Genomic DNA, 19,046 nt, shown 5'->3' on the forward strand with positions numbered 1-19,046 from the left:
CCGCACTTTGCCGGGTGAACCCTGTCTCATCCCGCGGGCATTGGCCGGTGAAGCCGCCAGCCTTGATATATAGTTTCCCGTCTGATCCTGCTGCCAAAGAGTTATCCCCATGCTCAACAAAGGACTGTGGCTGGCCTGCGCGCTGGCGCTGCTCAGCGCCTGTGATTCGTCATCCGTCGATAAACCCGCGCCCGCCGAGAAGGCCGCCGCAACCGCTCCTGCGGCTACGCCGACCACCGTCGATGTCGCCGCGCTGGCCCAGCGCTACGCCGGCCGTGAGCTGAACGTGGTGGACGTCTCGGAGGTGCAGCTCGACGGCGCCAGTGCGCTGTCGGTGACATTCTCCGCGCCGCTGGACGCCGACCAGCCGTTCGCCGAGCGCCTGCACCTGGTGGACACGGTCAAGGGCAAGGTGGATGGCGCCTGGGAGCTGTCCAACAACCGCATGGAGTTGCGCCTGCGCCACCTGGAACCAAAGCGCAAGCTGGTGCTGACCATCGATGCCGGTCTGCTCAGCGTCAATGGCCAGCGCCTGGCCGGTGAATATGTCAGCCGCCTGGAGACGCGTGACATGGAGCCGAGCATCGGTTTCGCCAGTCGCGGTTCGCTGCTGCCGACTCGCCTGGCCGAGGGCCTGCCGGTGATCGCCCTGAACGTCGCCAAGGTCGATGTCGAATTCTTCCGCATCAAGTCCGAGTCCCTGCCGACCTTCCTCGGTTCGTGGGGCCGCAACAGCGCGTTGCAGAGCTACGAGGCCAATGAACTGCTGCCCATGGCCGATCTGGTCTACGCCGGTCGCTTCGAACTGAACCCGGCAGCCAACACCCGCGAAACCCTGCTGCTGCCCATGGCCGGGATCAAGCCATTGCAGGAAGCCGGCGTCTACCTGGCGGTGATGCGTGCCTCCGGCACCTACAACTATTCGCAGCCGGCGACCCTGTTCACCCTCAGCGACATCGGCCTGTCGGTGCACCGCTACAGCAATCGCCTCGATGTCTTCACCCAGGCGCTGGAGGGTGGCAAGGCCCTGAGTGGCGTCGAGCTGGACCTGCTCGACAACGAGGGCAAATTGCTCGGCCAGGGCAAGACCGACAGCAGTGGCCACGCGCAACTGCCGCTGCCACCCAAGGCCGACGTGCTGCTGGCGCGCCAGGGCGAGCACACCACGCTCTTGCGCTTGAACAGTGCCGCGCTGGATCTTTCCGAATTCACCGTCACCGGCCCGCAGGCCAACCCGTTGCAGTTCTTCGTCTTCGGCCCGCGCGACCTCTATCGTCCCGGCGAAACCGTGCTGCTCAATGGCCTGCTGCGCGACCAGGACGGCAAGCCGGTCAACGCCCAGCCGATCAACGTGGAAGTGCGTCGGCCGGACGAGCAGGTCAGTCGCAAGTTCGTCTGGGAAGCCGATGCCAACGGTTTCTATCAGTACCCACTGCAACTGGCCGGCGAAGCGCCGACCGGGCGTTGGCAATTGCTGTTCGACCTCGGCGGCGGCAAGCGCCAGGTTCACGAATTCCTCGTCGAAGACTTCCTGCCCGAGCGCCTTGCGCTGGAACTCAAGGGCAGCGATACGCCGCTGAGCCCCGACGAGACCGCCGAAGTCAGCGTCAACGGCCGCTACCTGTATGGCGCGCCGGCGGCGGGCAACCGGCTCAGCGGCCAGGTCTATGTGCGGCCGCTGCGCGAGGCGGTACCGGCATTGCCCGGCTACCAGTTCGGTTCGGTCACCGAAGGCGAGTTGAGCCACGACCTGGAGCTGGAAGAAAGCACCCTTGATGCCAATGGCGAGGCGACGATCAGCATCGCCAGCGAATGGGCCGAGGCCCGCTCGCCGCTGCAACTGACGGTGCAGGCCAGCTTGCAGGAGTCCGGTGGCCGGCCGATCACCCGGCGCCTGGAACAACCGATCTGGCCAGCGGAACGTCTGCCGGGCCTGCGCGGTTTGTTCGAGGGCGAGGAAACCGATGGCGATGCCCCGGTGGAAATCGAACTGCTGATGGCCGACCGCGACGGCAACAAGCTCGCCGCAGAAAACCTGCGCGTGCGCCTGGTGCGTGAGCGCCGCGACTATTACTGGAACTACTCGCAGAGCGACGGTTGGAGCTACAACTTCAACGAGAAACAGCTCACCGAAAGTGAACAGAGCATCAACGTTCCCGCCGGCAGCACCACCAAGCTCAGTTTCCCGGTGGAGTGGGGCCCTTACCGTGTCGAAGTGGAAGACCCGGATACCGGCATCACCAGCAGCCTGCGCTTCTGGGCCGGCTACCGCGCCCAGGACAACGCCGACGGCGGCGCGGTGCGCCCTGACCAAGTGCGTCTGGCCCTCGACAAGCCGGCCTATAACGATGGCGACACCGCCACCGTGACGGTCACCCCGCCCGCTGCGGGCAAGGGCTACCTGATGGTGGAAGGCAATGACGGCCCGTTGTGGTGGCAGGAGATCGACGTCCCCGCCGAGGGCAAGGCCTTCGAGGTGAAGCTCGACCCGAAATGGGCGCGGCATGACCTCTATGTCAGCGCGCTGGTGATCCGCCCGGGCGAGCGCAAGGCCAACGTCACACCGAAGCGCGCCGTGGGCGTGCTGCACCTGCCGCTGGATCGTGCCCAGCGCAAGCTGGCGCTGACCCTCGACGCACCCGCGAAGATGCGGCCCAAGCACCCGCTGACCGTCAACATCGAAGCGCGCAATGCCGATGGCAGCGTGCCGAAGCAGGTCCAGGTGCTGCTGGCGGCAGTGGACGTCGGCATTCTCAATATCACCAGCTACGTCACCCCTGATCCGTTCACCGGCATGTTCGGCCGCAAGGCCTACGGCGCTGACCAACTGGATATCTACGGGCAACTGATCGAAGCCGGCCAGGGCCGTCTCGCCAGCCTCGCCTTCGGTGGTGACGCCGGCATGGCCAAGGGCGGCAAGCGTCCGGACACCAGCGTGACCATCGTCGCCCTGCAAAGCGCGCCGGTGACCCTCGACGCGCAGGGCAAAGGTCAGGCGACCGTGGAGATTCCCGACTTCAACGGTGAATTGCGCCTGATGGCTCAGGCCTGGAGCGAAGACCGCTTCGGCGTGGCCGAGGGCAAGACCGTGGTTGCCGCGCCGCTGATCGCCGAACTGTCGGCGCCGCGTTTCCTCGCCGGTGGCGACCGCACCAGCCTGGCGCTGGACCTGTCCAACCTCACCGAACAACCGCAGACCCTCGCGGTGGCGCTCGCCACCGAAGGCCAGTTGGACCTGCTGGGCTCGTCCCATCAGACGCTCAAGCTAAAGCCCGGCCAGCGCGTCACGTTGCAAGTGCCGGTGCAGGCCAAGGGCGGCTTCGGCCAAGGCCGCGTCACCGTGCGCGTCGATGGCCTGGTGCTGCCGGGCGAGACCGACACGGGCTTCTCCCGCGACTGGACCCTTGGCGTGCGCCCGGCGTATCCGGCGCAACTCAAGCACTACCGCGTGGCGCTCAAGGACGAGCCATGGAGCTTGCCGGAGCAGGATCTGGCGCTGTTCGAGCAGGCGGGACTGGAAGCGACCCTGGCGTTGTCGAGCCGGCCGCCGCTGAACCTCGCCGAACAGATCCGCGCGTTGAAAGCCTATCCCTATGGTTGCCTGGAGCAGACCACCAGCGGCTTGTACCCATCGCTCTACGCCGATGCCGCCACCCTCAAGCGCCTCGGCCTGACCGGCGAGCCGGCCGCAGACCGCCAGCGCAAGATAGAGATGGGCATCGAGCACTTGCTGGGCATGCAGCGTTACAACGGCAGCTTCGGCCTGTGGAGTTCCGATGGTGACGAGGAGTATTGGCTGACTGCGTATGTCACCGACTTCCTCCTGCGCGCCCGTGACCAGGGCTTCGCCGTACCGCCCGAGGCCTTGAAGAAGGCCAGCGAGCGACTGCTGCGATATGTGCAGGAGCGCAACCTGATCGAGGTCAACTACAGCGAGAACGCCGAGCACAGCCGCTTTGCCGTGCAGGCTTACGCCGCGCTGGTGTTGTCCCGCAGCCAGCAGGCGCCGTTGGGCGCCCTGCGCAGTCTGTTCGAGCGTCGCGCCGATGCCCGTTCCGGTCTGCCGCTGGTGCAACTGGCGATCGCCCTCGACACCATGGGCGACAAGCCTCGTGGCGAGCAGGCCTTGCAGGCCGGGCTGGCGGTCACCCGCGACAACGCGTGGATGGCTGACTACGGCAGCCCGTTGCGGGACCAGGCGCTGATCCTCGCCTTGCTCGACGAGTACAAGCTCGCCAGCAAGGTGATTCCGGATCGCCTGTTCCAGCTCTCCGATCAGTTGGCCGCCAGTCCGTGGCTGTCTACCCAGGAGCGCAACGCCCTGTTCCTCGCCGGTCGTGGTCTGGCGCAACAACCCGAAGGGCAGTGGAAAGCACAACTGGACAGCGCCGGCGAAACCCGCGAGCTGAGCCCGACGCAATCCGGCCTGCACCTTGAGGGCGCGTTACTGGCTTCGCCGCTGACCGTGCACAACGAAGGCGAGCAGACGCTTTACCAGCGCCTGACCTTATCTGGTTACCCGCGTCAGGCACCGGCAGCCAGTGGCAACAACATGAGCATCCGTCGCGAGTACCTGGGCATGAATGGCCAGGCGCTGGATTTGCGTTCGCTGGAAAGCGGCGACCTGGTGCTGGTGCACCTGGCGATTCAGGCCAAGGCCCGGGTGCCGGATGCGCTGGTGGTGGATCTGCTGCCGGCGGGACTGGAACTGGAAAACCAGAACCTCGCGCAAAGCGCCGCCAGCCTGGAAAACGCCAGCAGCGCGGTCAAGCAATGGCGTGAGGCGATGGAGAACGCCAACGTGGTTCACCAGGAGTTCCGTGATGACCGCTATGTGGCGGCGTTGAACCTCGATGGTTATGGCACCACCCACCTGCTGTATCTGGCGCGGGCGGTAACCCCGGGCAGTTACCGGATTCCGCCGCCGCAAGTGGAGTCGATGTACCGGCCGGACTGGCAGGCTGTGGGCGATGGCGCTGGAGAGATGGTCATCAAGGGCCGTTGAAATCAATGGGGGCCGCAAGCGCGGCCCCCACTGTTCAATGCACTACCCAACTCAACACCCACAACCCCAACAATGCCCAGATGATTCCGGCAATCACCGATGCCCGCATGAACGCCCTGACCGCTGAATACAACAGCAGCAACCCGATGATCAGAATCAGGATGCTGATGAGCGACGTGTCCATGCCCAAGGTGCTTGCCAGGCCGTCGATGAACTTCGTTCCGGCGTTGGCCAGCAGCGCAAACAGCCCGCTTAGGGCGTCCACCACGAAGTGGATGACGGCGCCTATCGCTTGTCCCAGCCACTCGAAAAAACTTTCTACATGCATGGTTGTGTCCTGATGATCGTCACAGCGTTCACGCTGCCTTCCAGCCTTTGGCTATCGCCAGGCCATTACGGTTCCCTGATGGAGTGCTTCCGATGTTCAGCGTAGCCCTGCCGCGTGGTCGCAAGGCCCGCGTGGCAACCCTGGTGCTGCTGGCGGGACTGGGGCTGGTGGCGCTGCTGTGGTTGGCCGACCGGATCTGGCCGTTGCCGCTGCCCGAGGATGATCTGGCCCGGGTGGTGCTGGCCGAGGACGGTACGCCGTTGTGGCGCTTCGCCGATGCCGAAGGCGTCTGGCGTTACCCGGTCGGTGTCGAGGAAGTCTCGCCGTTGTACCTTCAGGCCCTGCTCACCTATGAGGACCGTTGGTTCTATCGCCATCCCGGGGTCAACCCGCTGGCACTCGGGCGTGCGGCCTGGCAAAACCTCAGTGGAGGCCGGGTGTTGTCGGGCGGCAGCACCTTGTCGATGCAGGTGGCGCGCCTGCTCGATCCACACTCGCGCACCTTGCCCGGCAAGCTGCGCCAGCTCTGGCGCACGTTGCAACTGGAGTGGCATTTGTCCAAGCGCGAGATCCTCGAGATTTATCTCAATCGCGCGCCCTTCGGCGGCACCCTGCAAGGCGTGGCGGCGGCAAGTTGGGCGTACCTGGGCAAGTCACCGCTGCACCTGACGCCCGCCGAGGCGGCGCTGCTCGCGGTACTGCCGCAAGCGCCCAGCCGCCTGCGCCCGGATCGCCATCCGCAGCGCGCCACCGCCGCCCGCGACAAGGTGCTGCAGCGTCTCGATGAATATCAGGTGTGGCCGAGCCAGCAGATCCACGAAGCCATGGAAGAACCACTGCTGCTCGCCCCGCGCCAGGAGCCGGCACTGGCACCCTTGTTGGCGCGACGCCTGAACCGTGCAGACAGCCCGCCGCTGATTCGCACCACCCTCGATGCCGTGTTGCAACGGCGCCTGGAAGACCTGCTGATCGGCTGGCGTGCGCGGCTTCCCGAGCGGACTTCGGCGGCGATCCTGGTGGTCGAGTCGCAGACCATGGCGGTGCGCGCTTACCTCGGTTCGGTGGACCTCAATGACGAGCGTCGTTTTGGTCACGTCGACATGATCAGCGCCTGGCGCTCGCCGGGCTCGACCCTCAAACCGTTTCTCTACGGCATGGCCATGGACGACGGCCTGATCCACTCCGAATCGCTGTTGCAGGATGTGCCGCGGCGTTATGGCGACTATCGCCCCGGCAATTTCTCCATGGGCTTCAGTGGTCCGGTGGCGGCTAGCTCGGCGTTGTCGCTATCGCTCAACCTGCCGGCGGTGCAATTGCTGGAAGCCTACGGGCCGAAGCGCTTCGCCGCGCAACTGCGCGCCGCAGGTGTTCCGCTGGCGCTGCCGGCGTTGGCCGAGCCGAACCTGTCGCTGATCCTTGGTGGGGGTGGCAGCCGCCTGGAAGATCTGGTCGCTGGCTACAGCGCCTTCGCCCGCGACGGCATGAGCGCCAGCCTGCGTCTGCAACCGGATGCGCCGCTGCTGGAGCGGCGCCTGCTGTCGCCGGGCGCGGCGTGGATCGTGCGGCGTATTCTCAGCGGTCAGGCCCGCCCTGACCGTGATCCGCATGCCGAACTGGTGCAGCGTCCGACGCTGGCCTGGAAGACCGGCACCAGCTACGGCTTTCGCGATGCCTGGTCGATCGGGGTCGGGCCGCGTTACCTGATTGGCGTCTGGATCGGGCGTCCTGACGGCACGCCGGTGCCGGGGCAGTTTGGCCTGGCCTCGGCCGCGCCGTTGATGCTGCAAGTGCACGATGTGTTGAGCAACCGCGACAGCCAGCGTGGCATTGCCGCCCCTGTGCCGGCAGTGCCGGCCAATGTCGGGGTGGCAGCGATCTGCTGGCCGCTGGGCCAGCCGCTGACGCGCAGCGATCCCAATTGTCGACGCCAGCGGTTTGCCTGGACGCTGGACGGCACCACCCCGCCGACACTGATGGCGCAGGACCAGCCACTGAGTGTCGGGTTACTGGAGCGGGTCTGGGTCAATGATCGGGGTTTGCGGGTCGATGCGGCGTGCCCCGGCGCGCAGTCGCGGGATATCGCGCTCTGGCCCGCGCCGTTGGAACCGTGGCTGTCGCGCGTGGAGCGGCGCGATGCGCGGCTACCGGCGACCGATTCCGCTTGCCCGCCACAGGTGCCAGCAACGGCACCGCCGCTGTCCATCGTCGGCGTGCGCCAGGGCGACCAGCTACGGCGCCCGGCCACCAGTCGCGAGACACTGCATGTGGATGTGTCCGCGCTGGGTGGCGATGGTCAGCGCTGGTGGTTCCTCAACGGTGCGCCGCTGGGTGAAACCGCCGGCCAGAGCCTGTTGAAGGCCAACCTCGACGAGGCGGGCCAGTACGAACTGAGCGTGCTCGATGCCAGCGGCCAGACCGCGCGGCTGACTTTCCAGGTCACTCAGTAGCGGCGAATCATCCACACCCCGCCGAGGATCAACACCAGCCCGGCGATCTTGCCGAGGCTGGCCGGCGCTTCACGAAAGCCCGCCCAGCCGAAATGGTCGAGGGCCATGGCCATCGCCAGTTGCCCGGCCAGCACCAGCGCCATGAACAGCATGGCGCCGATGCGCGGGCCGGCGAAGGCGGCGGTGGTGATGAAGAACGCCCCCAGCAGTCCGCCGCTCCAGTGCCACCAGGTCAGGCCTTTCAGCGCGGTGAGGCCGGGCATCTCACGCTGGCTCAGAACCAGCGCCAGCAGGGCGACGGTGCCCACCGCAAATGAAATAAGGGCGGCGGCCAGCACGCTGGACACCTGTTTGGCCAACTGGCCATTGATACCGGCCTGCAAGGGCAGGAAAGCACCGGCGATAAAAGGCAGGCAAAGCAGCCACCAGACAGGGGCAGGCATGGAAAATCTCCAGGAAAAAAGTGCTACGAAACTCGCCGGACAAGCTCCCGGCCAAGTGAAAACCCGCAAGGGGGCGCGGAGTCTACTGTAGTCAACGGGGTTTCCCGAATCGCTTTTCATGCATCGCCGCCGGGCTGCCAATGCGTGTGCCAGGCACCAGAAATTGGCGCCAGCTACCCGTCAAATGGATATAGCGCGAAAGTCGAAGTGCTATCACCTGGGCTGAAAGAGGTTCTCAAACCATTGAACTAAAAGAACTTTTTTGGCCATCGCCGGCGTATATAAACGGTTAATACCAAGTTCAGAATTGTGACTCCTCGCTTGGGGGGCTGATATGGCGTTACGGAAGTGGAGGTTCCGCTCTGGGACCGTCCGTAAACACCAAGCAGCGGCAGCGAAAGCTATGGAGTCGCCATCATGAATACTCAAGCGTGGATTAAGGCAAGCACAGCACTGGCATTGGTTCTGGCTGTAACCGCATCGGCGGGTTGCAGCAGTGGTGGCGGTGGCCATCACAGCTCAGTGGACGGTTCTTCGCAAACTGACGGCGGCGGTGCTGCCGGCGGAGGCGATGGTGGAACCGGTGGCGGCACGGGCGGCGGTGATGGTGGAACCGGCGGCGGCACGGGCGGCGGCGATGGCGGAACCGGCGGTGGCGGCACGGGCGGCGGCGATGGCGGAACCGGTGGCGGCGGCACGGGCGGCGGCGATGGCGGAACCGGCGGTGGCGGCACCGGCGGCGGCGATGGTGGAACCGGTGGCGGCGGCACGGGCGGCGGTGATGGTGGAACCGGCGGTGGCGGAACCGGTGGCGGCGGTACGGGCGGTGGTGATGGTGGAACCGGCGGAGGCGGCACCGGCGGTGGCGGTACGGGCGGCGGTGGCACTGGCGGTGGCGGCACCGGTGGCGGTAACGCCGGCGGTGGTGGCAACACCACCACACCTCTCATTACCGGCCAGGTTCTGGATCAGGTCGGCACCGGGGTCTCCGGGGTTGGAACGGCTGTCAGCAGCCTTGGTACGACTGTCAACGCGTTGCCGGTGCTGGGCAACGTCAATGCCGGTGGCCTGGTGAACTCCGCGGGTCAAGCAGTCACCAGCATCGGTACTGGGGTGAGCAACGGCCTCGGCGAACTGGGCACTGGCGGTAATGCCGTTGGCAAGACCCTTTCCGGGGTCGGCGCTGGTGTCGCGAACCTTGGCAGTGGAGTACAGGCACTCGCCGGTAGCAATGTCATCGAGCAGGTACCTGTGGTTGGTGGCCTGGTCGGCCAGGTTGGCCAAGCGGTCACCATGCTGGGCAACACTCTCGACACTCAGAGCACGACTGGCCCGCTCGGCAGTCTCAACCAGCAACTCAGCAACACCGCTGTGCAAGTCGTGTCGTTGGTGGAGAACACCACCGGCAACCTGGGCAAGGTGACCGGGCTGGGTACCCCGGTTGATGGTGTGGTACAGAAAGTCGGTGGCCTGGTCGACAAGGTAGGCGACAGCGTCACCGCCGCCGGCAACGGTAACCCCCTTACTACTGCGGTGGGTGGCTTGCTGAGTAATGTCGGTGGTGGCACCTCTACCGCCGGTGGCCTGGTTGGCGACGGCAAGGCGGGTGGTTCGACGGGCTTGCTGGAAACCGTGGGCGGCGTCGTTGCAGGTGTCGGAACCGGCCTCGATGCAGGCAGCAATAATGGTGTGGTGAGCGCTGGCGGCAATGCCACGACCGGTGTTGGCGGCACGGTGGCTTCGCTGGGAACGCTGCTTGGCGGTAACGGTGTCGCCAGCAGCGGCGCGGCCGCACCGGCTGCGGCACTGACCAGCTCGGTGAGCTCGGCGGTTACGCCGGTCGTCAACACTGTCGCTGGCGTGACCCAGCAGGTCGGGGCTGCTACTGGCCTGGGCGCTCCGGTGAGCGGTCTGGTCGGTCAGGTCGGCGGTGCAGTCAGCGGGCTTGGGACCCAACTGGCCAATGCTACTAACAACCCGGTAGTGGATCAGGTTGGCGCAACGCTTAATGCAGTCGGGGCAACGGTTACCCAAACGGGCGGCCTGGTCAACGGCCAAGCCAGCGGTGGTGGTGTCGGCGCAGGGCTCAGTGGCGTGGTCAACACGGTAACCAATACCTTGAGCGGTGCGACTGGCGGAACGGGTGGTGCAGGCGCAGGGCTTAGTGGCGTGGTCAACACGGTAACCAATACCTTGGGCGGCGCGACTGGCGGAACGGGTGGTGCAGGCGCAGGGCTTAGTGGCGTGGTCAACACAGTAACCAATACCTTGGGCGGCGCGACTGGCGGAACGGGCGGTGCCGGTGCAGGGCTGGGTACCGTGGTCAGTACCGTGACAGGAACCTTGAATGGCACCGTCGGGGCCAGTGTCGGTGGTTCCGTGGGGGCCGGTGCCGGAGCTACCGGCGGCGTTGGCGGCCTGCTCAACGGCCTGACCGGGGGCCTCAAAAAATAAAAAGCCATCACTGTTGTTAGACGATCTTACGGGCAACACCTACGCTTGAGTCTGACGAGGGAACCGCCTTGGTTCCCTCGTACTTTTCAGGATCATGGAGTGTCCTATGCGATCGATGGCAGTCGCGTTAGTGGGTTTGTCCTGGGTCAGTGTGCTTCAGGCCGAGCCGCTCCCAAGCTATCTGAACAGCAACGAAACCGAACGCAACCTGCCGGCGCCCAACTTGCCGGCTGATGCTTTCAGGCCGACAACTCCCAAGCTGCAAGTGCCGAGTCCGGCAACCGCTCAACCCCAGCCGCTGATGATGAATACCAAGGTGCTGATCCACAAGATTCGCATCGAAGGCGGGACGGTTTACCCGCTGAGTGAATTGCGTGAGAACTACCAGGGGCTGATCGATCGCGAGGTGACGGTCGGCGAGCTGATCGAGGCAACCCGGCGTCTCACCCAGCGGTACCAGCAGGACGGCTACCTGTTGTCCTACGCGTTTCTCCCCGTGCAGGATTTCGCCGAAGGCCGGCTGCGGGTCGTGCTGGTCGAAGGCTATATCAGTGATTACGAACTGCAGGGCGATGTTGGTCGTGTCTCGGGCTACCTGGACAAACTGGTGACCAAGCTCAAGGCCGTACGACCGCTGACGCGCAAGGCATTCGAACGCTACACCTCGCTGATGAGCCGCGTGCCCGGGATCACCTTGCAGGCCAGTGTGCCTCCACCCGGCACCACTGACGGGGCGAGCAAGCTGATGGTGCAGGCTTCCCGCAAGCCGTTCACCACCACGATGAACCTCACCGACGGTAGTCGCGACGATATCCAGGCCCTGTTCGGCGCCAACAGCAACGCGCATACCGCGGTAGCCGAGCAATTGAGTATCAGCGCCCTGTTTCCTCCCGGCGAGGACAAGGAACACTACTTCCGCGCCGACTATTCGCAGTCCCTGGACAGCGAAGGCACCCAACTGATCCTGTCGGCATCCCGCTACCGCAGCGACCCCAGCGCGGTGGTGCGGCTGACGGATAACATCAACCTCAAGCAGCACCGCGAAAACGACCGCTACTCCATCGGCCTGACCCATCCGCTGATCGCCTCGCCCAACGAGTGGCTGAGCCTGTCAGCGCGCTTCTACGCCGTGGACGACACCACCGATTACCGGGTCATCGGCTTCCCGCTGAAAGTCAGCACCAACACCGACATCCGTGCCCTGGCCTTCGAAGGCGATTGGCGCAAGGCGACTGAAAAACAATTGCGGATCATCAGCGCGGGTGTCTATCAGGGCCTCGATAATTTCGGCGCCAATACCAACGCGGGCTACGACCTGGATTTCTTCCGCCTGCGCCTGTCCGGTGTACAGAGCGACCGCTTCTTCGACAACTGGCAGGGCGTGGCTTCCGCCGCGTTGTACTGGACCGACGACAGCCTGCCCGACAGCGAGCGGGCGGTGTTCGGTGGGCAGAACTTCGGGCGCGGTTACCCCGTGGATCAGGCGTCAGGCGACAAGGGCTGGGGCGCGGCCTATGAGGTCAACTACAGCTTCAAGCGCGAGGGCGAGTGGGTGAAGATGCTGCAGCCTTATGTGGTGCTGGATGCGGCGCGGACCTGGTTCAACGAACTGCAGGTGCAGGATTCGCGAATGTCATCGCTGGCCCTCGGCCTGCGCTTTGGCGATGCGCATTACTACAACATCTCGCTGGAGGCAGCCAAGCCGATGTCGGACATGGCACTGGACAGTTTCAACCGCCGGCCGCGGTTCACCGTGAGCTTCAGTTATCAGTTGTGAGTGAGCCGTAATGGAAAAGCCCCGGGGCTGCAAAGCAACCCCGGGGCTTTTACGTATGCGCTAGGGAACAGCGTGCAGTCTGTCGTGCATGCTCTCCAGCGGAAACAGGCTGCTCAGCGTATCCAGCAAACGGGTGTGATAGATCGGTTTGCGAAAGACCCCCTGTACCTGCAAACGTTCCAGTTCGTCGGCGACAACGGGGTCGATCTGTCCACTGCAGACGATCACCGGCAGATACTCCCGGGCCGTGTGGTCGCGCAGGCGTTTGATCAGGGAGATGCCGGACTCTTCCGGCATGTTCAGGTCGGTGATGACCAGGGCGATATCCGGGTGCCGGGTCAACTGCTGGAGGGCGAGCTTCACCGATGTCGCCGTGTGGCAACAAAAGCCTTCGCCGTCCAGCAGTTCAGCCAGTTCGTTCAACGCTTCCTCTTCATCATCCACTAACAGCAACTGTTCGCGTGGGGGGGAAGCAGGCATGGCGTAGTCCTGTCACGGGTTACGTTGGGCTCGTGGGAGAAACGTTCGAGGCCTTGCCGGGACACGGTGATTATGAAGCGGGCAGAGCTGCCTCGATCGTTGTGAAGATGTTGGTCACACCCTCGGAAATGGTTGGCACAAATGCCACCAGGGCAACGGCGACCATGCAGGCGACCAGCGCATATTCGATACCCGACGCGCCGTCGGTGCTTTTGAAGAATCCCCGGATGGACTGGATGATTTTGGAAAGATGCATGATGTTGCTCCTTAGCGCTGGAAGCGCTGGTAACACGGGGCTTTGGTGATTCCCCTTTGCAACCAGAGCATCGCCAAGAGTTAACCCTTCGGCAAATGTAAGAAAGCATTAACACCAAAGTGATAATGGAAAATTGCCGCCAATAAGCTGTTGTTTTATGAGGGTGACAGAAATGCCACCGAAAATAATCTGACGGTGTAATGGCGTTTTGGCCTACCTGCGCTACCGTCAAATAGCGAAATAGTTACTTCCAATTGAGTATTTGTGAGCCCGTTAACAAGACGTACGGGCTGATGGGGCGCAGGGCAGGGAGGGGCCGGACATGAGCAGTCGCATCACGTTGATACTCGCCGGACTGTTTTTGCTGGGGGCCATCGTCGCCGGCTACTGGGGACTGACCCTGGGCAGGAAGCCCGCGACAGAAACGCCGCCACCCGCGCCGGCAACCCAGCCGGTGACGCAAGCCGTCAACAACGTCCAGGATGAATTGCGCAAACCGGTGGTGGTGTTGCGCCGGGATGTTGCCGCCAATATGCCATTGAGCACCGACGATCTCGCCGTGGAGCGCCTGCTGGTGGCGCCGGCCGGCAGTTTCCAGACCCCCGAGCAAGTTGCCGGACGCACGCCGTGGCGCGATCTGCCCGCAGGCACCTGGCTGGAAGAAAGCAGCTTCGAGGCCGGTGGTCCGCTGGCGCGAATGATCCAGCCGGGCGAGCGGGCCCTGACGCTCGCAGTGGATGAGGTCAGCGGCGCAGCCGGGCAGATCCGCCCTGGCGATTACGTCGACGTGCTGCTCTATCTGAAAGATGAAACCGACAATCCCCTGGCCAGCGCCCAAGTGGTGATCCCGGCCTTGCGCCTGCTCAGTGTCGGCCAGCAGATGGGGCTGGCCAGTGACGGCAAACCGGCCGAGCCGGTCGAGGTCGATCCCAAGGTCCGCGAGCAGAAACGCCGCGATGCCCCGCGTACCGTGGTGGTCGCGGTGCCCGAAGGGCTGGCGAGCCGGCTGGTGCTTGCCGCCCAGGCCGGCAGCCTACGCCTGGCCGTGCGCAGCGCCGAAGAAAAACGCCTGGCCCGCTACTGGGCCGACCCGAAAGCCGCGGACAGCACCCTGGCCAACGCCAATCGCGAACTCTATCGCTTCAGCCAACTGGCCATGGTCCAGGCCCCGGCGCCTGTCCGTGGTAGTCCGGCGCCACCCCGGGCCATGGAAATCATTCGCGGCACGCAGTCTTCCGAACAATCCCATTGAACCCAGCAAGGATGTCCTTCAATGAGCAGCCGTTCTTCACGGATCCCTGGCTACACCTTGATGGCCATGCTGGCGGGGCTGCTGCCGTTGTCCCAAGCGCATGCCGCAAACAAGGGCTGTTCGGCACTGCCGCAGGTGCCGGCAGTGATCGAAATCGACCAGGGTCTGCAACAGGAGGTCCGCCTGCCGGTCGGCATCAGCCGTGCGGCGGTGGGCGATCCGAAAGTCGCCGATGTGCATCCCGTGGGCAATGACGCGGTGCTGCTCACGGCCATGGGGCCCGGCGCTACCAGCCTCACTCTGTGGACCCATTGCACCAGCACACCGCGCCAGACCATGGTGTTCGTGCGTGGGCGGGCGACGGCGGACATGGTTTCCACGCAAGTGCCGGCCTCGCTGGATGCGGAAACGCCCAGCCAGGTGCAGGCCGATATACGCTTCGTCGAAGTCAGCCGCACCAAGCTCAAGGAAGCCGGTGCGCGCTTGTTCTTCAAAGGTTCGAACAACTCGCTGATCGGCTCGCCCGGCACAGTGCCGAATACCAACGTGACGCCGGGCAATGTGCCGGTGGTCAACCCGTTGATCCCGCTTGGCAACGATATGTTCAACATTGTCTGGGGCGGCGGCAGCAGTCGCTTCCTCGCAGCGATCAACGCCCTGGAGAGCAGCGGCTTCGCCTACACCCTGGCACGGCCCAGCCTGGTGGTGCTCAGCGGCACGACCGCAAGCTTCCTCGCCGGTGGAGAAATCCCGATCCCGGTGCCCAGCAGCGGCAGCGACAACGTGTCGATCGAGTTCAAGGAGTTCGGCATTCGCCTGGCGTTGACGCCAACGGTGGTGAGCCGCGACCGCATCATGCTCAAGGTCGCCCCTGAAGTCAGCGAGTTGGATTACTCCCGAACGGTCAATATTGCCGGCACCACGGTTCCCGGTCTTAAAGTCCGGCGCACCGATACCAGCATCTCCCTCGCCGATGGTGAGAGCTTCATCATCAGCGGCCTCATCAGCACCACTAACCGTTCCGACGTGGACAAATTCCCGGGCCTCGGCGACGTGCCAATCCTTGGCGCGTTCTTCCGTCAGTCAAACGTGCAGAGCGAAGAAACCGAACTGCTGATGGTGGTCACGCCGCACCTTGTCAGACCGCTGGCCGTCAATGCGAAGCTGCCGGAACTCCCGGGTGAGCGCCTGCGCACCTACGACCCGAGCTGGGGGCGGCTTTTCTTCCTGGAAAACGGCGACTTCGAACGTCGCAGCGGGTTATCCCAATGAGCGAAAGCCTGAGTCAGACCTTCCTTGCCATCACCCGCAACGAGGGTGATCTGCAATGGCTGCAGACCGCGCTGGCGCCGCTGGGGCAGGTGGTCGGCGCCGGCAGCGGCAGCCTCGATGAAATGCTGGCGCTGGTCGACGTGACCTTCGCCAATCTGGTGTTCATCGGCCTGGACCGCGACCATGTGGTCAACCAGTGCGCACTCATCGAAGGGGTGCTGGAGGCCAAGCCGATGCTGGCCATCGTCGCCCTCGGCGATGGCATGGACAACCAGCTTGTGCTCAATGCGATGCGCGCCGGCGCGCGGGATTTCGTTGCCTACGGTTCGCGCTCGAGCGAGGTGGCCGGGCTGGTCCGGCGCCTGGGCAAGCGCCTGCCGCCAGTGACCACCAACCCGCACCTGGGCGGCCTCACTGTGCTCTATGGCACCCAGTGTGGTTCCGATGGCGCGCTGCTTGCACTGCACCTGGGGGAGGTGGTGCAGAAAAGCGGCCAGCAGACCCTGTTGCTTGACCTCGGCCTGCCGCGCGGCGACAGCCTGGCGTTGCTGGGCTTGGAATCGTCCTTCCATTTCGGTGACGCCCTGCGCCACCTGCGCCGCCTCGACAGCACCCTGATCGACAGCGCCTTCGCCCGCGAACCCAGCGGCCTGCGCCTATTGGCCTACGCCGCGGGCGACGAAGCACTGGAGCGCACCAGCGCCGCCGAGTTGTACATGTTGCTCAGTGCGCTGCGGCAACACTTCCAGCACATCATCGTCAACCTCACCGGACAGGCCGACAGCGAGGCGCTGCGCACCTTCGTCAGCCACTGCGACAAGCTGATCTGGTACACCGACCAGAACGTCATCGAGTGTCGGCGCAACCTTGAAGTGCTGAACACCTGGCGTGAAAAAGGCATGAACCTGGAGCACGCCAAACTGCTGGTCGATCGTTATCTGCGCGGCGTGGTGCCGGATGCCGAGGCCCTCGGCAAACGCTTCGCCTTGCCGGTGCTGACTGAATTGCCCTCCAGCCCCGAAGTGCGGCTCAACTCGCGGAACCAGGGCCTGAGCCTGTTCGAGCTGGCCCCGCGCGACAACCTCACCCATGCCCTCAAAACCCTGGGCGAGCGCCTCGCGCGCCGTTCGGAAAACCTCAAGCCCAAGGCCAACAACTGGCTGACCCGGCTCTGGGGCAACAAAAATGAGCAGTGACGAGCTGTTCGGCGGACCCCGGGCCAACCTCGGCAGCGATCCCCAGGCACTCAAGCGTGCGCTGCACCGCCACATCATCGATGCCATCGAAGACTCCGGCCGCAACCTGCTGGAAGGCTCGCGACCGGCGCTGGCGCAATTCGTCACCGAGCAGGTCGGCGATTACATCGCCCGCCTGCACCTGGCGCTGTCGCGCTATGAAATGGAGCGGCTGGCCGAGGAACTGGTCGACGAACTCACCGGCTTCGGTCCGCTGGAAGTTCTGCTGCGCGACACCAGCGTTACCGAAATCCTGGTCAACGGTCCGTATCGCGTGTTCGTCGAGCGCGCCGGGGTGTTGCATCAGACCGACCTGCGCTTCATCGACTCGCACCATGTCGAGCGGGTGATGCAACGCATCCTCGCGCCGCTTGGCCGGCGTCTGGATGAGTCGTCGCCGATGGTCGATGCGCGCATGCCCGACGGCAGCCGGGTCAACGCGATCATTCCGCCGGTGGCGCTGGACGGGCCTTGCCTGTCGATCCGCAAATTCCGCAAGGACATGCTCAAGAGCGCCGATCTGCTGGCGACCCGCGCCATCGATCCGGGGATCATGGCGTTCTTCGAACTGGCGGTGAGCAAGCGTTGCAACGTGCTGGTCAGCGGCGGCACCGGCACCGGCAAGACCACGTTGCTGAACATCCTCAGCCAGTTGATCAGCCCGCACGAGCGACTGGTGACCATCGAGGACGTGGCCGAGCTGCAATTGGACCACCCTCACGTCGTGCGTCTGGAAACCCGGCCGCCGAATGCCGAAGGCCATGGCGAGATCAAGGCCAGCGAACTGATCCGCAACGCCCTGCGGATGCGCCCGGACCGCATCCTGCTCGGGGAGATTCGCGGGGTGGAGGTCATCGACGTGCTGACCGCAATGAACACCGGCCACGACGGCTCCATGAGCACCGTCCACGCCAACACCGCGCAGGACGCGCTGTTGCGTCTGGAAACCCTGGTCGGCCTGACCGGGCTCCAGGTGGCGGAGAAGACCCTGCGGCAGATGATCTGCGCCGCCCTTGATGTGGTGATCCAGTTGACCCGCCTGCCCGATGGGCGCCGTTGTGTCAGCGAGGTGCTGGAAGTGGTTGGCCTGCGCGATGACGTGTACGTCACCAACACCCTGTTCCGCCTTGATCGGCGAGGCGGCACGGCCTTCGTGCGCGACGCGGTCAACCCGGCCGGAGATAAGCTGCGTCACGATCCGCTGGAGTCCGCGCCATGATCGCCCTGGTCTTGGGGCTGTTCGGCCTGCTGTTGCTGAGCGCTTCTGTCAGCCTGTTCTACAGCGGCGTGCGCAAGTCGGCGCAAGAGCGCACCTTGCAGCGGCTGGGCCAATTGCCGGAGCCAGTGGCGGTCGAGGCGCCGACCCGCGGCTGGCTGGAATTGCTGCTGTTGCGCGCCGGCTTCGACCGGCGCGCCGACCGCCTGCTGCTCTGGGGGGCGGCGTGGCTGCTGCTGATTGCCCTGGCCGGCAGTTTCTCGGGCTGGCCGGGAGCACTGACGATGTTGGTGCTGGGCCCGCTGCTGTGGCGCCTGTACATGAGCTGGCGCTTCCAGCGTCGGCTGCGGCGGATGATCGAGCAACTGCCGACACTGCTCGATCACGCCGTGCGCAGCCTCAAGGCCGGGCGCACCCTCAGTGACGCCATGCTGGGCGCCATCGAAGTCTCCGCCGACCCACTGAAAAGCGCCATGCAACGGGTTCAGCGCAACGTGCAGATGGGGGTCAGTCTGGATGAGGCCCTGCTGGATCTGGCCGAGCTGTATGACCAGGACGAGTTCCACATGCTCGCCCTTGGCTTGCGGATCAACCACCGTTATGGCGGCAATGCCAGCGAGCTGCTGGAAAACCTGGTCAAGCTGATTCGCGAGCGTGAGCAGGGGGGCCGCCAGTTACGCGCCATGACCGGCGAAACACGGATGACCGCTGTGGTGCTGGCGTTGCTACCAATCAGCATGGTCGGCTACTTCATGATCGCCAACCCGGGTTACCTGTTGTCGATGTGGCACAACCACAGCGGCCAGATGATGCTGCTGACCGCGTTCATCTTGCAGTTGCTGGGTTGCGTGACGCTTTGGCGCATGTTGCGGAGTATCTGA

At 64.7% G+C, this 19,046-nt stretch carries 13 protein-coding genes and 1 pseudogene; 10 read left to right on the forward strand and 4 right to left on the reverse strand.

Annotated elements, in window-relative coordinates:
* Positions 1–109: 109 nt before the first annotated feature.
* The gene (locus CKW37_RS12810; RefSeq protein WP_095156047.1) at positions 110–5,005 is read left to right on the forward strand and encodes an alpha-2-macroglobulin; all 4,896 of its coding nucleotides are present in this window, start codon (positions 110–112) and stop codon (positions 5,003–5,005) included.
* Between the two features lie 34 nt (positions 5,006–5,039).
* Here the strand turns inward: CKW37_RS12810 and CKW37_RS12815 are convergent, their stop codons facing one another.
* Positions 5,040–5,333, reverse strand: coding sequence for a hypothetical protein (locus tag CKW37_RS12815; protein ID WP_095156048.1), 294 nt, complete (start codon positions 5,331–5,333; stop codon positions 5,040–5,042).
* Between the two features lie 92 nt (positions 5,334–5,425).
* Between CKW37_RS12815 and pbpC the strand changes: the two genes are divergently transcribed.
* The gene (gene pbpC, locus CKW37_RS12820) at positions 5,426–7,780 is read left to right on the forward strand and encodes a peptidoglycan glycosyltransferase PbpC (RefSeq protein WP_095156049.1); all 2,355 of its coding nucleotides are present in this window, start codon (positions 5,426–5,428) and stop codon (positions 7,778–7,780) included.
* Here the strand turns inward: pbpC and CKW37_RS12825 are convergent.
* A complete protein-coding gene (locus CKW37_RS12825; RefSeq protein WP_095156050.1) occupies positions 7,774–8,223 on the reverse strand; it encodes a DMT family transporter in 450 nt (149 codons plus the stop codon). The genes pbpC and CKW37_RS12825 overlap by 7 nt on opposite strands.
* A 417-nt stretch (positions 8,224–8,640) precedes the next feature.
* Between CKW37_RS12825 and CKW37_RS33620 the strand changes: the two are divergent.
* The 3 genes and pseudogenes from CKW37_RS33620 to CKW37_RS12835 form a co-directional block, all read left to right on the forward strand.
* Positions 8,641–9,489 (forward strand): annotated as a pseudogene (locus tag CKW37_RS33620) (hypothetical protein); the annotation flags it as partial.
* Positions 9,490–9,516: 27 nt separating this feature from the next.
* The gene (locus CKW37_RS33625) at positions 9,517–10,677 is read left to right on the forward strand and encodes a collagen-like triple helix repeat-containing protein (RefSeq protein ID WP_371864287.1); all 1,161 of its coding nucleotides are present in this window, start codon (positions 9,517–9,519) and stop codon (positions 10,675–10,677) included.
* Positions 10,678–10,783: 106 nt separating this feature from the next.
* Complete coding sequence (locus tag CKW37_RS12835) at positions 10,784–12,454, forward strand: ShlB/FhaC/HecB family hemolysin secretion/activation protein (RefSeq protein ID WP_095156052.1); 1,671 nt, start codon at positions 10,784–10,786, stop codon at positions 12,452–12,454.
* A 60-nt stretch (positions 12,455–12,514) separates the two neighbouring features.
* Here the strand turns inward: CKW37_RS12835 and CKW37_RS12840 are convergent, their stop codons facing one another.
* Both CKW37_RS12840 and CKW37_RS12845 read right to left on the reverse strand, forming a co-directional pair.
* Positions 12,515–12,934: a response regulator gene (locus CKW37_RS12840; RefSeq protein ID WP_095156053.1), complete on the reverse strand. Its 420-nt coding sequence runs from the start codon at positions 12,932–12,934 to the stop codon at positions 12,515–12,517.
* A gap of 70 nt (positions 12,935–13,004) precedes the next feature.
* Positions 13,005–13,190, reverse strand: a complete 186-nt coding sequence (locus CKW37_RS12845) for a Flp family type IVb pilin (RefSeq protein ID WP_095156054.1) — start codon at positions 13,188–13,190, stop codon at positions 13,005–13,007.
* 322 nt (positions 13,191–13,512) lie between these two features.
* Between CKW37_RS12845 and cpaB the strand changes: the two genes are divergently transcribed.
* Genes cpaB through CKW37_RS12870 form a run of 5 tightly spaced genes read left to right on the forward strand, consistent with a single transcriptional unit; the run spans position 13,513 to position 19,046 of the window.
* On the forward strand, positions 13,513–14,442 hold the full coding sequence (gene cpaB / locus CKW37_RS12850) for a Flp pilus assembly protein CpaB (protein WP_095156055.1): 930 nt from the start codon (positions 13,513–13,515) through the stop codon (positions 14,440–14,442).
* A 21-nt stretch (positions 14,443–14,463) separates the two neighbouring features.
* Complete coding sequence (locus tag CKW37_RS12855) at positions 14,464–15,714, forward strand: type II and III secretion system protein family protein (RefSeq protein ID WP_095156056.1); 1,251 nt, start codon at positions 14,464–14,466, stop codon at positions 15,712–15,714.
* A complete protein-coding gene (locus CKW37_RS12860) occupies positions 15,711–16,910 on the forward strand; it encodes a pilus assembly protein (protein WP_095156057.1) in 1,200 nt (399 codons plus the stop codon). Before CKW37_RS12855 ends, CKW37_RS12860 begins: the two co-directional genes overlap by 4 nt.
* Positions 16,900–18,168 carry a CpaF family protein gene (locus CKW37_RS12865; protein ID WP_095156058.1) on the forward strand — a complete coding sequence of 423 codons (1,269 nt, stop codon included), beginning with the start codon at positions 16,900–16,902 and terminating at the stop codon, positions 18,166–18,168. Before CKW37_RS12860 ends, CKW37_RS12865 begins: the two co-directional genes overlap by 11 nt.
* Positions 18,165–19,046: a type II secretion system F family protein gene (locus CKW37_RS12870; protein WP_095156059.1), complete on the forward strand. Its 882-nt coding sequence runs from the start codon at positions 18,165–18,167 to the stop codon at positions 19,044–19,046. Before CKW37_RS12865 ends, CKW37_RS12870 begins: the two co-directional genes overlap by 4 nt.

It is taken from the genome of Pseudomonas sp. Irchel 3E13 (assembly GCF_900187455.1).
Taxonomy (GTDB): Bacteria; Pseudomonadota; Gammaproteobacteria; order Pseudomonadales; family Pseudomonadaceae; genus Aquipseudomonas.